Genomic DNA, 15,795 nt, shown 5'->3' with positions numbered 1-15,795 from the left:
AGTATTTATATGACGGGTAAATTTGTTTAAATTAGAAGTAAGAATGTTGAATAGGGAGGTGTGATCTATATATGATATACAGGGTGTTCATTAGCGACATTCAATACATCTTATCGAACACCATTCAGCGAGTTAACAAAATAACCCTAAAATATTAACAAAAGCAGCCCTTGTTTACATCGGGTATCCGCTAGCTTTGTGCGGATTCTACATCGCTGATTAAACGCTTAACTTATTTTCAAATTAAATAATAGACCAATACATTATGATTCAAAAGTTCAGTTTCTATTTTATCTGTGCACTTCTATTCGTTTTGCCCAAAGCGCTTATTGCCCAACAAGGGTATAAAAATCCAATATTACGTGGCTTTAATCCAGATCCAAGTGTTTGCCGGGTGAATGACGATTTCTATTTAGTTACTTCATCGTTCGAATATTTTCCCGGATTACCCATTTACCACAGTAAAGATTTAGTTAACTGGCAGCAAATAGGGCATTGTTTAACACGTGAATCCCAGCTTCCCTTGCATAAGGCATTTTCTTCCGGTGGGCTTTTCGCTCCATCGTTAAGATATCATGATGGCAAATTTTATGTGATCTGCACCAACGTATCAGGTGGTGGCAATTTTTATTGCACAGCGGATAATCCCGCCGGCCCTTGGAGTGACCCGATCTGGGTGGGTATAAAAAGCATTGATCCGGATATCTTTTGGGATGATGATGGTAAATCATATTTTGTAACACAGGGTAATGAGGGAATACGGATTACGGAAATCGATATCCACACCGGAAAAACACTTTCACCTGAACGCTTAGTTTGGGGTGGTACGGGTGGCCGTTTTCCTGAGGCACCCCATGTCTACAAAAAAGATGATTATTATTACCTGTTGCTTGGCGAAGGTGGAACCGAGTATGCTCATAGTGCAACGATAGGACGCAGTAAATATCTTTTTGGTCCTTACGAAAGCTGCCCGTTAAATCCTATCCTATCGCATAGCAATCGAATGGGGCAAGGTAATCAGATACAAGGAGTAGGGCATGCCGATCTTATTCAAGCAGCCGATAGTTCATGGTGGGCCGTTTTTCTGGGCTTTAGGGTTACTCAACCTTATTCATACTATCACGTATTGGGTAGAGAGACATTTCTTGCACCGGTAGACTGGCCTAAAAACGGATGGCCACAGATTAATGGAAACGGCATTATAAACATCGATATGCAAGTGCCAACTTTGCCGCTCCAGCCGTTTGAAGAACAAGCAAATCGAACCGATTTTGACACGCCCAAACTAGGTTATGAATGGCAATACCTCAGAAATCCTGTCTCATCAAATTATTCACTAACCGAGCGAAAAGGATTTTTGCGGATGAGTGCTTCGCCCTTTACACTCAATGAGCCTGCAGCAGTCAGTTTTATTGGCCGACGACAAACTGAACACGATTTTACAGCAGAAACTAGTTTGGAAATAGTGTCTACTAAGGAAGAAGAGGAGGCTGGTTTAACCCTTATACAAAACAATACGCATCATTATGATCTGCTGCTTAAACGTAAAGGAAAACGGTTTGCTATTCAGCTTCGGGTAGTCGTTGGCTCCCTTTCCTACCTTGCCGCGGAAGAGCTGATCGATGAGCCGAAGGTTCGCCTTCAAGTAGTAGGAAAACCCTTGAATTATACTTTTAGCTATTTCAATACGAAGGCCGGTAAGTTTGTAGAGTTAAAAAGTTTGGATACTAGGTATCTTAGCACTGAAGTGGCCGGTGGTTTTACAGGGGTTATGATTGGGCTTTATGCTTCGTCTAACGGACAAAAAACCTCATCAAAGGCCTATTTTGATTACTTTGATTATCGTGTTTCAAAACCATAGTATTCATTCAAATAGCTTTAATTACTGTTGTAAATGGAGTGTCGACGAGTTTGGCATTCCTCAGCTTTTAAAATGTATTGTTTTATCGGTACATTGGTAAGCCAATGAGTGACTTTTAGTTCCGCTGCTCACAATTAATGAATAAACTAACCATTATAGGAAACACTGCTATGAAACAAAAATTAATAGGCTATCGTACTGTAATATCAAATCTCTGCAAAATCTATCTGCCTGTAATATTGGCTTGTCTGCTCATGTTTCAGGCGAGGGCTCAATATCGTTTTGACAATGTGCTTTACGGCGCAGCTTATTATCATGAATATATGCCATCTCCCCGTTTAGATGAAGATATACAGATGATGAAAGAAGCCGACCTAACGGTAGTGCGGGTAGGTGAATCGACATGGTCGTTGTTTGAACCGCAGGAAGGTGTTTTTGAGTTTGCCTGGATGGATACCATCCTCAATAAAATGCATGCTGCCGGTATCAAAGTGATCTTAGGCACGCCCACCTATTCCATTCCGGCGTGGATGGCCCATAAATACCCTGAGGTGTTAGCAGCGCATACCGGGGGAAGAAAAGCCTATTATGGTATCCGTCAGAATATGGATATCACCAATCCTGTGTACCGGAAATTATCTGAAAGAGTGATCCGTAAAATGATGGAACACTTTGCCGAACACCCCGCCATTATAGGCTTCCAAGTAGATAATGAAGTGGAAGCAAGAGGGATTAATAATCCTGGGTATTTTCAGGGTTTTGTTGATTATATGAAAAACAAATTCCACGGAGATCTTAAATTACTGAACAGGGAATGGGGACTGAACTATTGGGGAATGAACATCAACACTTGGGAAGAATTTTATCCCCGCGACGGAGTAACCAACCCGTCCTATAAAAACGAATGGGAGCGCTACAATCGTTATCGCGTCGCCGAGTTTCTGAACTGGCAGGTTGATATCGTAAACGAGTATAAAAGAAAAGATCAATTTGTTACCCATTGTTTCATGCCGTCTTTCCAAAACATTGACCAGTTGGAGAGCTTCAGGCAAATGCAATACCCCGCAATAAATGTTTACCATGATGTGCAAGACGGGCAAAACGGGCAATTTATTGCTTATTCAGGCGATTATATGCGTACCGTGGCGAAAGGGAACTATCTGATAACGGAAACGAATGCGCAGGCTACGGGCTGGGATGCCAGAAAACAAGAACCTCCTTACGACGGACAACTAAGGCAAAACGTATTTGCACACCTGGCTTCAGGTGCTAATATGGTAGAGTATTGGCACTGGCATACCCTGCATTACGGACAAGAAACTTATTGGCGCGGTATATTGGGGCAAGATCTGCAGCCTAATCGAATTTATAACGAATTTGCTACCACTGCCAAAGAGCTTAAGCACATTGGTGAAGACTTGGTAAACCTGAAAAAGGAAAATAGAGTGGCCATCTTGTTTAGTCATGATTCTTATCATGCCTTAAGCTTTATGCCTTATACGAATAAAGCACATTACCCAGCAGGGCTCGTTCATAGTGCCTTGTATAATCAAAATATTGAAACTGATATCGTTCCTTGTGATGAGTTGGCGGATTTTAGCAAATACAAAATGTTGGTTATCCCACCATTGTATGTAGCTAACGATAATTTATTGATGAAAATAGATGAATTTGTAAAAAATGGCGGTTATGTGGTGATGCTATATAAAAGTGGGTACACCAACGAGCATTCCGCCGTTCGCGCCACACTTGCGCCAGGGCCATTACGAAAAGCCACTGGCTTTTATTACCAAGAATATGCGAACATCCCTCCATTGTCTTTAAAAGATAATGCTTTTGGATTAAGCGGAAAAGAGATAAGTGAATGGTATGAGTTTTTAGTACCCGAAACGGCAAAACCCTTGGCCTATGCTGATCATCCTTTCTATGGCAAATGGCCGGTTATAACGGAAAATAGTTACGGAAAAGGGAAGCTGGTATATGTTGGCACCTATCCTTCGCAAGAACTGCTGGAAAAAATTGTCTTCCAAACAGCAAAGGATGCAGGCATCATCACAGTCGAAAATAATTACCACTTTCCTATTATTATCCGTTCCGGGAAAAATCAGTCAGGAAAAGCGCTTCATTATCTATTCAATTACAGTGGTAAAAGCCAAACGATGAATAATCCCTATCCCAGTGGAAAAGAGCTCCTTTCGGGACAATCAACTGGTAAGGAGATTACGCTTGGTGCATGGGATGTGAAAATTATCAGTGAGTAACGGGGTGACCTACGAGAGAAATAGCTTCGTTCAAAGCTTCTGGTGGTAAAGCTTTGGATAGGGGTACATGAAAGTCGATCTATCTCCAAGTTGAAATAGTCTTCATAGACGAGAAATTTCAAAAAAAGCCGATTTTACCTCAATCGCAGTGACTCTCTGCTTGCCAGGATGTTGCGTTGCATCTTGCCTGGGTTTTCACCTGCTATTTTTTTGAAAAGACGATTAAAATAAGATATATTTTCAAAACCCAGCTGATATGCAAGTTCTTTAATGCTGATGTCCTTAACAAGCATTATCAGTTGCGCCTGTTCGATTTTTTTCTGGTTGATGTATTTACCAGGTGTGCATTGCATCTGCTTTTTGAAAAGGCGAATAAAATGATCTTCTGTTAGGCAAGATATTTGCGCTAGCGCTTCAATTTTTATCGCTTTGTCGATATTACTGTGAATGTAGTGAATAGTTTGTAATATGCGTTCATCCAGTCCTAAATTTTTATCAGAAGCTTGCGCCAGAAAGCGTGATAGAATCTGTTTCAAGATGCCTTCAGTTTCCATCTCCAAAGCAGGACGCGTATGGGTATGCTGACTAATGTTCCTCATCAGTGTTGGCGAATTATCATAATGTTTCGGATCAAAGGCCTGTAATTTAAGCTGGGGGTTGATAGCTGCCAGGCGCTTGATGAGGAAAACAAGTAACTCGTCGGTTTTGATCTCAACAGGAAAATCAAGGATGTCGAAAATACTCAATTGCTTACCCAAAGCCTCATAAATATGGATGTAATAGAGCGATAGATCACCCGTACAGGTGTAGCCATGTTGTGTATAAGGTGGCGTTAAGTATAAGTGCCCTTTCCTTAATGTATAACAGTGATCTTCGCGAACGATTTCGGCAGACCCGCTCTCTATATAATGAATGCGCGCAAAGGGGCTATAAATGTTTTTCCAATTCCAATCTGCATGGTGAATAGCCTGCCCCGTATTCAGTAGGATAAATTCCCTTTTGATCCTTTTTTCGCTCATAATGTCTTTATGTAGCTTAAATATAATAAGAAAAAGTCGATAAAGTGCATTTTTTTATTGTTTATAAAAAAACGAAATATTAAGTTATTTATAGAAGGTTCCATACAGTAGAAAAATCGATAAAGTGATATAATTTGTCGATAATGGACAAAGTGGATAAGCAAGAGATGCCTAGTTTTGAAAGATTATGAAACCCTATTATAAAACCATCAAAACAATTTTTTAAATTCACCTTCATACCAATAAAACCATCTAAGCATAGAATTAATGAAAAGAAGAACCGCAATAAAAGCCTTAGGGCTAACAATTCCTTCGCTTTGGTTGAGTAAATCAATAGCCAAGTCGAGCTTTCGCACCCTGCACACCAATGCACCGATTGCAAAGGTCGATTTTAAACCGGATTGGAAATCGTTGGAACAATATCAGGTTCCCAACTGGTTCCGTGATGCAAAATTTGGTATTTGGGCCCACTGGGGCCCTCAATGTCAACCTGAAAGGGGCGACTGGTATGCACGAGGAATGTATGAGGAAGGGAGCGATCAATACAATTACCATGTTGAGAAGTACGGTCACCCGTCTAAATTCGGCTTCAAAGATGTAATCAACGAATGGAAAGCGGAAAAATGGGATCCTGAAATGTTATTGGATTTGTATAAACGTGCTGGGGCTCAATATTTTGTTGCGCTGGCCAACCACCACGATAATATGGATCTTTATGAAAGCAGTCATCAGCCATGGAATTCCACCAAAATAGGGCCGAAAAAGGATCTGGTTGCAGGTTGGGCAAGAGCCGCCAAGAAACGTGGCTTACGTTTCGGTGTAAGCGTACACGCTGCGCATGCATGGACCTGGTACGAAACTGCTCAAAGAGCCGATAAAAAAGGATCACTTCAGGGTATCCCCTACGACGGAAAGGTAACGAAGGCCGATGGAACCGGAAAATGGTGGGATGGCCTTGACCCACAGGAGCTGTATGCACAAAATCATCCTTTAAGCAAAAATGCTAAAGACAGTGGTGCAATCCATAGTCAATGGGGGTGGGATGTGAGCTCGGGAGTGAATGTTCCTTCCAAAGCTTATTGTGAAAACTTTCATGATCGGACGATTGAGCTAATAGATAACTATGATCCAGATCTGGTTTATTTTGATGATACCGTACTTCCTCTCTGGCCCATTGATGATGCTGGACTGCGCATTGCCGCTCATTACTACAATGTCAATCAGCAAAAAAATAAAGGAAAATTGGAAGCGGTTATAAATGGGAAAATCCTTAACGAGCAGCAACGGAAATGCATGGTATGGGATATAGAGCGGGGGCAAAGCGATCAGATTGAAAAAGAACCCTGGCAAACCTGTACATGTATAGGTGCTTGGCATTATGATCGACGGATCTACGAGAATAAAAGCTACAAAAGCGCTAAAACGGTGATCCATATGTTAGCTGATGTTGTAAGTAAGAATGGCAACCTCTTGCTGAGTGTACCGCTCCGTGGCGATGGCTCCATTGATTCAGAAGCGTTGAAAACGGTGGAGGGGATCGCTTCCTGGATGGAAGTAAACGGGGAAAGTATTATTGGTACAAGACCTTGGAAGATCTTTGGAGAAGGGCCTGCAATGGACGGCGTTGCTCCATTGTCTGGTCCTGGTTTCAATGAGGGGAAAAACAAACCCTTAACTGCTGAAGATATACGATTCACAACGAAGGCCGGAATAATATACGCTATTGTAATGGGATGGCCTGAAACGGGAAGTGTATTGATTAAAAGTTTGGCGAAAGAGAAGCATGAGGTCAAAAAAGTATCACTGCTTGGTATGAATGATCGATTGACATTCAAACAAACAGCAGTGGGTCTTGAAGTGACATTGCCCAATGTTACGGACAGAGAACAAGCGGCCTATGCACTGAAAATTGGGTGATTGAACGATAAACTTTAAGAAAGACATGCTGCTCCATCTGACCACTAAACTGCCGAAGGCAGCATGAACCGGATGAAGTGAGCTCACGAATACCTTAGAATACCAATTTAATGAGTAAACGAGCTCATGAATGCCTTTGAAAATAAATACTTATGAATACTGCCTTTAGAAACATGAGATAATGAATAAACAAAAAATAAACAGATGAAAAAAAGTATTATCTGTTTGATACTAGGAATATTCTTGTTATTACAGACAAAGGCACAAGTTGAAAATCCTTTTGGTAATCCATTGATACCGGATATGATTGCAGATGTAAGTATACAAGAAATAGATGGATTGTTTTACTGTTATGCTACAACAGACGGGTATGATCAGGGGCTTGAAACTTCGGGTCCTCCCGTCGTATGGATGTCGAAGGATTTTGTTCATTGGAGTTTTAGCGGCAGCTACTTTCCTGCTGCGGTTAAAGAAAAATATTGGGCGCCTAGTAAAGCAGTAGCAGCCAATGATAGGTATTATATATATCCAACAATTAATGGCTATATGTATGCAGCAGTCGCTAACAAACCAGTAGGTCCATTTAAATTAGCCCGTGGAAAAGATGAATTCTATAAATCATTTACGTCTGCAACACTACTTCAAACAAAAGATCCTAGTGGTATTGATGCTGAAATTTTTGTTGATGATGATCATCAGGCTTATGTGTTTTGGGGAAAGAGGCACGTAGCTAAGCTTGGTAGAGATATGATCAGTGTAGACACTGCTCAGATTATTTCCACACCTCGGAAGGGATATTCCGAAGGGCCAATTTTCTTTAAAAGAAAGGGTATATATTATTATTTATATACAATTGGAGGAGATGAGAAATACCAATACGCTTATGTGATGAGCAAGGTTTCTCCATTGGGTCCGTTTGAACATCCCAAAGAGGATATAATTTCTACTACCAATTATGAACGGAGAATTTTTGGCCCTGGACATGGGTGCGTTTTCAATTTGGAAGGAACAGATGATTGGTACTTCGCTTTTTTAGAGTTTGGAAGGCGGAGTACCAACCGTCAAACTTATGTGAACCGGTTGAAATTCAATGAAGATGGAACCATCTGCCCAGTTGATCTTACCATGGAAGGGGTTGGTGCGCTACGTAAGGTGAAACAAGAAAAAAAGATATGGCTAGATACGATATATGCCTCCAGTGTTTCAGAACCATTGACGATTGAACCAATGAAAGACACTCGGTTTAAACGAACAGAATACTTTCTTCCGTTATTTGCAGCAGATGGTGCAAATGGTTCACGATGGATGGCCGCTAACGGTGACAGTGCAAAGTGGATCGTTGCGGATTTGGGAGTTTCCAAAAAGATTCAACGCAGTGAGGTGAGTTTTGTACGCCCCACAGCTGGTCATGCTTATTTGCTTGAAGCATCAACGGATGGAAGTGTCTGGGAGAGCTATGGCGGAAGCGAAGATGTCAAGGTACAATCACCACACATCGATTTGATAAATAAAAAGTATCGTTATTTAAGAATTAAAATACTGAAAGGAGTTGCAGGTATCTGGGAGTGGAGCATTTATTAATAGTAATAAGAACTCATGATGAAATATCTATTATCCATCCTATATAGTATGTTTTTTAGCTTCCTTGCCTTTGCTCAAGAAGAGAGAGAATGGGGGGATTGGAGCATGTGGGGAGATCAAGGAAATGGAACTTATTTCAATCCGATTATTCCGTCTGATTATAGCGATATCGACTGTATACGAGTTGGCAATGATTACTATGCTATATCCTCCACTTTTCAATTTTCTCCGGGGATGACTATACTACATTCCAAAGACCTTGTGAACTGGCAAATATGCGGAAATGCAATAACCGACCTGACCCAGGTAAGCGAAGAACTGAACTGGAGCCGTATGAATCGCTACGGTAAAGGAGTGTGGGCAGGAACATTGAGACATCATAATGATCGATTCTATTTGTTCTTCGGAACCCCCGATGAGGGGTATTTTATGACATCTGCTTCGCGGCCCGAGGGGCCGTGGGAACCATTGACGCATTTGCTTTCCGATAAAGGGTGGGATGATTGTACGGCAATATGGGATGATGACGGAAAAGCCTACTTTGTTGGTACCCATTTTTCTGATGGATATAAAACCTACCTCTTCAATATGTCGTCAGATGGGAAAAGCATAGACCGGAAATCCACTGTCCTGATCAACATTGGCAATGGTCGGGAAGCCAATAAGCTAATAAAGGTAAACGGATGGTATTATTTGATCTTCAGCGAACATAAGGAGGATATTGGTCGCTATGTGATGGCAAAACGGTCTAGAAAGGTGACCGGGCCATATAACGAAGAAAAGCAGTTGGCATTGCCCAACCTTGAAGCACTGGAGCCTAATCAGGGAGGTGTCGTTTTAGGAAGGGACTCCAATTGGTATTTTCTTACACACCACGGTACAGGTGATTGGAGTGGTCGTATTGTTAGCCTTTTGCCTGTTACTTGGATAAATGATTGGCCAATCATTGGTCAGGTTCTTCCACAGAAGATTGGAACAATGACATGGAGCGGTCGTATTCCGATAAAAGAAAAGGAAAGATTGAGCATTAAGCGAAGCGACGACTTTGATAGTGAAAAACTATCTCTGCAATGGCAGTGGAATTACCAACCACGAAAAACAAAGTTTTCATTACTTGAACGCCCTGGGTGGCTGCGCCTAAAGGCATATCGTCCTTTGCAGTTAAATAAACTGATGTATGCGGGCAATACTCTTACCCAGCGGAGTTTCAGAAAGCCAGAAAACAAAATTATTGTCAAAATGGATGTTTCGAATATGACAGAAGGGCAGAAAAATGGTCTTTGTCATTTTTCTTCTCAACATGCAGCTATCGGTATCGTTAAAGAAGGGAATACCCGCTACCTTGAGTATAGAAAAAACGATTATATTACTCGAGGAACTCAAATTCGATCGTCATTTATCTGGCTAAAATCGGAATGGGGGTTGGATGGTATATCCCGATTCTACTATAGTTTTGATGGAGATCAATTCATTCCGTTCGGAGAACCTTATCCATTGGTTTGGGGCAACTACCGGGGCGACCGTTTGGGGATTTACTGTTTTAATGATAAAACAGAGGAGGGGTATGTGGATATTGATTATTTCTATTATCAATGACGAAGAAATACGGATTATTGATAATAATCATAGTGAGAAGCGTTATTGCCAAATAGTAGACTTAAGAATGTTTCTCTAAAAGAGCTTCATATCTCTGCTTTTACCTGATGCTTCTTTTGATGGCACCAAATGCAAATTTTATGCTAACGTTAGCATAATACAACTTAAATTTTCCTGTTTTTTTGAAAAAACGGCACTTATACATTTTAAATTAAACATTTTTGCTAGCAATATCAACATTTTTATAGGTTGTTCCTTACCTCGTATAGATACTTTTGTCTTGCTTATCGTACAGATTTAACATAAACCAGCCTAATAAGTCTTTATTTTTTTGTTTGCGAAACGATTTTGCTGACAATTGATTTATTAGTTTCTGGACCATTAAAGCTATACACAATTTAACCTATGTTATAAGCTAACAATTATTTTATGGAACAACCAATTTTACAAACCTATGTTATGGGGCAATGGCTGAAGCTTTTCGGTTTTGTTTTTGTATTTGCCCTTTTTATCTTGCCGACGGTGGATGCACAAGCGCAGCATCCAATAAAAGGAAGGGTAGTTGATGAATCGGGAAAAGGTTTCCCGGGTGCAAGTATTCAGGTGAAAGGTACTACTGCAGGAACGAAAACCAATGAAAATGGCTATTATTCGCTGAATGTACCGAGTATAGATGCTGTATTGGTCTTCTCTTATATAGGTTATGTACCTAAAGAAGTGAAGGTGGCTGGACAAGCCTTAATTAACGTAGACCTTTCTCTAAACGCAGAGGCTCTTTCTGAAGTAGTAGTGGTGGGTTATGGTACGCAGCGCAAGGAATCTGTGACGGGGTCTGTAGCTTCGATCAGCGGAAGCGATTTAAACCAAGTACCTACGCCTAATATCTCCCAGGCGCTACAGGGACGATTACCAGGTGTGCAATTAGCACAAACATCCACACGGCCGGGCGCAACCATGCAGATCCGTATCCGTGGTACACGTTCCTTAACAGCGGACAATAATCCGTTAATCGTTTTGGATGGTATCCCGTTTCCTGGTTCAATTGGAGACATTAATCCAAATGATATCAAAAGTATAGATGTGTTAAAGGATGCCTCCGCAACGGCTATATATGGTTCACGAGGTGCAAATGGCGTGATATTGGTAACCACTAACAAGGGGCGACAAGGTGAGCAGGCAAAGTTTAGTTACAATGCTTATTATGGCGCACAGACGTTATTTGCGCCATATCCCATGATGAACGGGGAGGAGTTTGTAGCTTTACGTAAGGCTGCCGGTATTTTTTCAAATGGCGTGGATGAAGCTGATCATGTGAACACAGACTGGCAGGATCTGAATTACCAAACCGGAGCAGTAAATAGTCATGACATTGGAATTTCGGGTGGTACGGAAAAGGGAAGCTATAATGTTGGGGCTGCATTCTATCAAAATCAAGGATTGATTCCTACGCAAGAATACAAAAGGTACTCATTACGGAGTTCAATTGATCAAGGGATTGGTAAACACTTTCGTGTGGGTTTCACTACCAATAGCAATTATAATATAAGTGCAGGTAATCAGCTTGGGCTATTTGGAACATTGGCTGCTTCACCGATCCTTAACCCTTATAACGAAGATGGCACGCTGAAAAGAACCGTGAATACCGCGTTAGGCGACAATTACGTGTTGACGAGAAAAGTGGTAGAGGGGCTTCATGATGATGGGATGTGGCTCAATGAAACCAGGGGTTTTGCTACCTATAATTCGATGTATGGTGAGGTGAGCATCCCTTGGGTAGAAGGTTTGAAATACCGTGTTAACCTTGGTTTGGATTTTATTCAAAGTAATAATGGTAATTATACCGGAGAGGGTGTCAACAATGTGAATCCACAAACGATATCTACTGCGGGAATCAGTAACGCGCATACGTATCATTGGACCGTCGAAAACCTGATCACTTATGATAAGACGATCGCGGAAAAACATCATTTGAATTTCACTGGACTTTATTCTGCGGAACGGCAAAAGTTTAATTCTTCGGCGATGTCGGCCAGGGATATTCCGTCTGAGGCTTTCCAGTTCTATAATCTAGGACAAGCCACGGGAGAGATTACGATAAATCCAGATCAGCAGAATTATACCTTATGGGGGTTGATGTCATGGATGGGAAGAGTTATGTATGATTATGATAATCGCTATATGCTATCGGCGACGCTTCGATCAGACGCTTCTTCTAGGTTGGCACCTGAACATCGTTGGCATACTTATCCTGCGGTGTCTGCGGGTTGGAATATCGCCAATGAATCGTTTATGAAAAGTCTGAGCTGGATAAATATGTTGAAGTTGCGTGTGGGCTACGGACAAACGTCCAATCAAGCCATTGCTCCTTATGCTACCTTAGGGCGTTTAAGCACAAGGCCTTATAATTTCGGTGAGGAAAATTATGCTGTTGGTTATTATGTAACCCAACTGCCGAATAGCAACCTGGGTTGGGAATTTTCAGAAACGTGGAATTATGGGCTTGATTTTTCGTTGTTGAACAATCGTTTATCGGGTACAATTGAATATTATACAACCCATACGAAAGATTTATTGTTAGGTGTCGGTTTGCCACCTACTTCAGGTGTACAGAGTTATACAGCGAATATCGGGCAGACACAGAATAAGGGAATCGAGTTGACCTTAAATGGGAATATTTTAGCTGGTGGGCGAGACGGTTTAACCTGGGACCTCGGATTTAACCTTTATGCAAACCGGAATAAGCTGACTGCGCTTGCATCAGGCGCCACGCAGGATGTGGGCAACTCCTGGTTTGTTGGCTATAATATCAACGCAATTTATGACTATGAAAAAATAGGTTTATGGCAGGAAGGAGATTCCTATTTGAACATTTTGGAACCTGGGGGTAGTGTAGGAATGATTAAGGTGAAGTATACGGGTGGTTACAATGAAGACGGTACACCGGTTAGACCCGTTAATGCGGATGATCGACAAGTGATGAATGTTGATCCTGATTTTGAAGGTGGTTTTAATACGCGCTTAGCCTACAAAGGATTCGATTTAAGTGTGGTGGGTTTTTTCAAAAGCGGCGGATTACTGGTGAGTACTTTGTATGGATCAGGGGGCTACCTGAATACGCTCACTACCCGCAACAATAACGTGAAAGTCGATTATTGGACACCGGAGAATACAGATGCAAAGTATCCAAACCCTGCTGGGCCACTTAGCGGTGATAATCCGAAGTATGGTAGCACCTTAGGGTATTTTGACGCTTCCTTTTTGAAGCTGCGTACGATTTCTTTGGGGTACGACTTCAATCGAAGTTTAATTAAAAGCCCTAACATGCGCTTACGCGCATATTTTACCGTACAAAATCCTTTTGTTATGTTTTCTCCTTACCATCGTGAATCTGGCATGGATCCGGAAACAAACTCTTTCGGTGATGAAAATTCAGCGGTATCGTCTTATCCGAATCGGATCTTGACAATTGGTACGAATGCGCCTGCGACGCGTAATTATGTAGTGGGTCTTAATCTCGTTTTTTAATTACCTAGGTTGCTAACCATTAAAGAAATAAAAAATGAAATCGATTATAAATATAAAACGTTATCTTACGGCTGCCTTGGCGCTATTGTTAATGGCTGGTTGCTCAAAAATTTTAGACGAACAGCCACGGAGTATTTTTACTCCAGATTATTTTTCCACTGAAAAAGGTGTTTTGGGGGGCATAACATCTATGTATGCACATTTGCGCTATTTATATGGCGAGGCCTATTATTATAATTCTTGTATCACGGGTACAGACGAAGCGACTTACGCACAGAGTGCGGATGGAAACTTTAGAGATATGGACTTGTCAGGTGTCGGGCAGATTAGTGCTACGAGCCACCCCACTAGTTTTGTATGGAATGTAAGCTTCCCGAATATAAATACGGCCAGTGGAATCATCGAAAATGCGGCTAATGTCGGCGTGGCTGAATCAATTGTGGCCGAAGCCCGTTTTTTTCGTGCCTTTGATTATTTTTTACTGGTGCAAACCTATGGGGGGGTGCCGCTGGATTTAGGTGCCGGGGAACTGCAATTCAATACCAACCCCGTTCGTTTTTCAGTGCGTAATACCGTGCCCGAAGTGTATACGAAAGCGATCTTTCCCGATTTACTCTTAGCGGTGGAGAATCTGCCGGATGCCGGACGGGTAACGGGTGGAGTAACAAAAACGCTTGCACGACTTTATTTAGCGAAAGCGTATCTTACCTACGCGTGGTGGCTTGAAAACCCAAATAACATCCCTACTTATCCAGAGGTTGGGAGAACCGATCCGGACGGACATGACGCGACGTGGTATTTTCAACAGGCTTACAATATAGCGGTGGAAGCTATTGATTCTCCGGGTCCCTTTGGATTACAACCAAGTTATTATGACATACACATTGGATCTAATGATCGCAACAATGAGGTTTTACTGTACGCGGATCATACGGAGAAGAGCGCATTTTATAACGGAGGAAGTTTAGAGTACGGAAGCGGTGGCGCCCCTGATAATTTCGCTGTTTGGATGTTTACCTGGAATTATACGCTGCTTAGAAGTAGTAGTGATGCTTCTTGGTCGAATGCCGTGAGCTCCGTGCAGCGCGAGGCAGTGCAGTCGTTGGGCCGCCCCTGGACGCGGATGGCACCGACGATCGATGTGATAAAAAATACTTTTGCGGATAAAATAAATGATTCCAGATATGATGGCACCTTTGTGACCGTTTATCGTGGAAATTGGCCAAAGGCCGGAGTTTCTCAGACGATCTTATACAATGCGAATAACTTACCGGTGAATCCGGGGGATCCGATATTGACGTTTTTGAACGAAGAACCGGAAACACCAATTGATTATACGAATTGGGCAACAAAAAGTAATGTCGGTGCCGGCGCCTTGCCAGGTCGGGCAGATTTTGTTATTTCGCCGGAAGGACTTAGCAGGTTAAGACATCCCGGGCTTTGGAAATTGGGAACCTATCGCACGGATAATGGCGATGGCCTAGGTCAGCCAAATGCGGGAAGTACAAGGCCTTTCAATATTGCCAAATTTTCTGAACTTTACTTTATAGCCGCAGAAGCAGCCGTAAAAGGGGCTGCGGTACAGGGAGGGAAATCGGCTAGAGAACTCATTAATGTGATGCGGGCACGGGCGGGAAAATGGACGTTTGACAATGCAGGGAATATGGAAAAGATAGCGGATTACAGTGAACAAATGACAACTGCTACGCCTACAATGATTGATATTAACTATATCTTGGCTGAGCGTTCTCGGGAGTATTACGGAGAAGGTTACCGTTGGTATGATTTAGTACGGACGCAAAAATGGACTGAACTGTCGTCTAGCTATCGTATAGGTGGTAGCGGTATTGGCGATCATACGCCGACGACAGTAACGCGTAGTATTCAGCCCTTCCACTATCTGCGTCCTATACCACAAGGGCAATTAGATGGTATGCAAATGACGGAGGCGGAAAAAGCTGCGTATCAAAATCCGGGATATAATTAGTTATAAAATAATGAAGGCGGCATATTATGGTGGTTGTCAATTAAAACA

General features: G+C 41.9%; 8 protein-coding genes. 7 read left to right on the top strand and 1 reads right to left on the bottom strand.

Annotation, left to right across the window (positions count from 1 at the left end; genetic code table 11):
- Positions 1-265 precede the first annotated feature (265 nt).
- Together BMY50_RS09740 and BMY50_RS09735 are read left to right on the top strand one after the other, a co-directional pair.
- Positions 266-1,861, top strand: a complete 1,596-nt coding sequence (locus BMY50_RS09740; RefSeq protein ID WP_093322925.1) for a glycoside hydrolase family 43 protein — start codon at positions 266-268, stop codon at positions 1,859-1,861.
- 170 nt (positions 1,862-2,031) lie between these two features.
- Complete coding sequence (locus BMY50_RS09735; protein WP_202907776.1) at positions 2,032-4,122, top strand: beta-galactosidase; 2,091 nt, start codon at positions 2,032-2,034, stop codon at positions 4,120-4,122.
- A 134-nt stretch (positions 4,123-4,256) separates the two neighbouring features.
- On the opposite strand, the gene BMY50_RS09730 is transcribed toward BMY50_RS09735, so the two are convergent.
- Positions 4,257-5,141, bottom strand: coding sequence for a helix-turn-helix domain-containing protein (locus BMY50_RS09730; protein WP_093322922.1), 885 nt, complete (start codon positions 5,139-5,141; stop codon positions 4,257-4,259).
- Positions 5,142-5,408: 267 nt separating this feature from the next.
- On the opposite strand from BMY50_RS09730, the gene BMY50_RS09725 reads away from it, so the two are divergent.
- From BMY50_RS09725 to BMY50_RS09705, 5 genes are all read left to right on the top strand, one after another.
- On the top strand, positions 5,409-7,058 hold the full coding sequence (locus BMY50_RS09725; RefSeq protein ID WP_093322919.1) for an alpha-L-fucosidase: 1,650 nt from the start codon (positions 5,409-5,411) through the stop codon (positions 7,056-7,058).
- A gap of 204 nt (positions 7,059-7,262) precedes the next feature.
- Positions 7,263-8,639 (top strand): family 43 glycosylhydrolase, encoded by a 1,377-nt coding sequence (locus BMY50_RS09720; protein WP_093322917.1) that lies wholly within the window; start codon positions 7,263-7,265, stop codon positions 8,637-8,639.
- A gap of 15 nt (positions 8,640-8,654) precedes the next feature.
- Positions 8,655-10,235: a glycoside hydrolase family 43 protein gene (locus BMY50_RS09715; RefSeq protein WP_202907775.1), complete on the top strand. Its 1,581-nt coding sequence runs from the start codon at positions 8,655-8,657 to the stop codon at positions 10,233-10,235.
- A 429-nt stretch (positions 10,236-10,664) separates the two neighbouring features.
- The gene (locus tag BMY50_RS09710) at positions 10,665-13,760 is read left to right on the top strand and encodes a SusC/RagA family TonB-linked outer membrane protein (protein ID WP_093322912.1); all 3,096 of its coding nucleotides are present in this window, start codon (positions 10,665-10,667) and stop codon (positions 13,758-13,760) included.
- 34 nt (positions 13,761-13,794) lie between these two features.
- On the top strand, positions 13,795-15,747 hold the full coding sequence (locus tag BMY50_RS09705) for a RagB/SusD family nutrient uptake outer membrane protein (protein ID WP_093322910.1): 1,953 nt from the start codon (positions 13,795-13,797) through the stop codon (positions 15,745-15,747).
- Positions 15,748-15,795: the final 48 nt, after the last annotated feature.

This window comes from Olivibacter domesticus, from assembly GCF_900109575.1.
GTDB classification, from domain to species: domain Bacteria; phylum Bacteroidota; class Bacteroidia; order Sphingobacteriales; family Sphingobacteriaceae; genus Olivibacter; species Olivibacter domesticus.
This window is presented reverse-complemented; position numbering and strand designations above follow the sequence as displayed.

Coding starts and splice junctions, on each gene's coding strand:
- BMY50_RS09735 (WP_202907776.1), top strand. CDS start 2,032: ATGAAACAAAAATTAATAGGCTATCGTACTGTAATATCAAATCTCTGC.
- BMY50_RS09715 (WP_202907775.1), top strand. CDS start 8,655: ATGATGAAATATCTATTATCCATCCTATATAGTATGTTTTTTAGCTTC.
- BMY50_RS09725 (WP_093322919.1), top strand. CDS start 5,409: ATGAAAAGAAGAACCGCAATAAAAGCCTTAGGGCTAACAATTCCTTCG.
- BMY50_RS09705 (WP_093322910.1), top strand. CDS start 13,795: ATGAAATCGATTATAAATATAAAACGTTATCTTACGGCTGCCTTGGCG.
- BMY50_RS09720 (WP_093322917.1), top strand. CDS start 7,263: ATGAAAAAAAGTATTATCTGTTTGATACTAGGAATATTCTTGTTATTA.
- BMY50_RS09730 (WP_093322922.1), bottom strand. CDS start 5,141: ATGAGCGAAAAAAGGATCAAAAGGGAATTTATCCTACTGAATACGGGG.
- BMY50_RS09710 (WP_093322912.1), top strand. CDS start 10,665: ATGGAACAACCAATTTTACAAACCTATGTTATGGGGCAATGGCTGAAG.
- BMY50_RS09740 (WP_093322925.1), top strand. CDS start 266: ATGATTCAAAAGTTCAGTTTCTATTTTATCTGTGCACTTCTATTCGTT.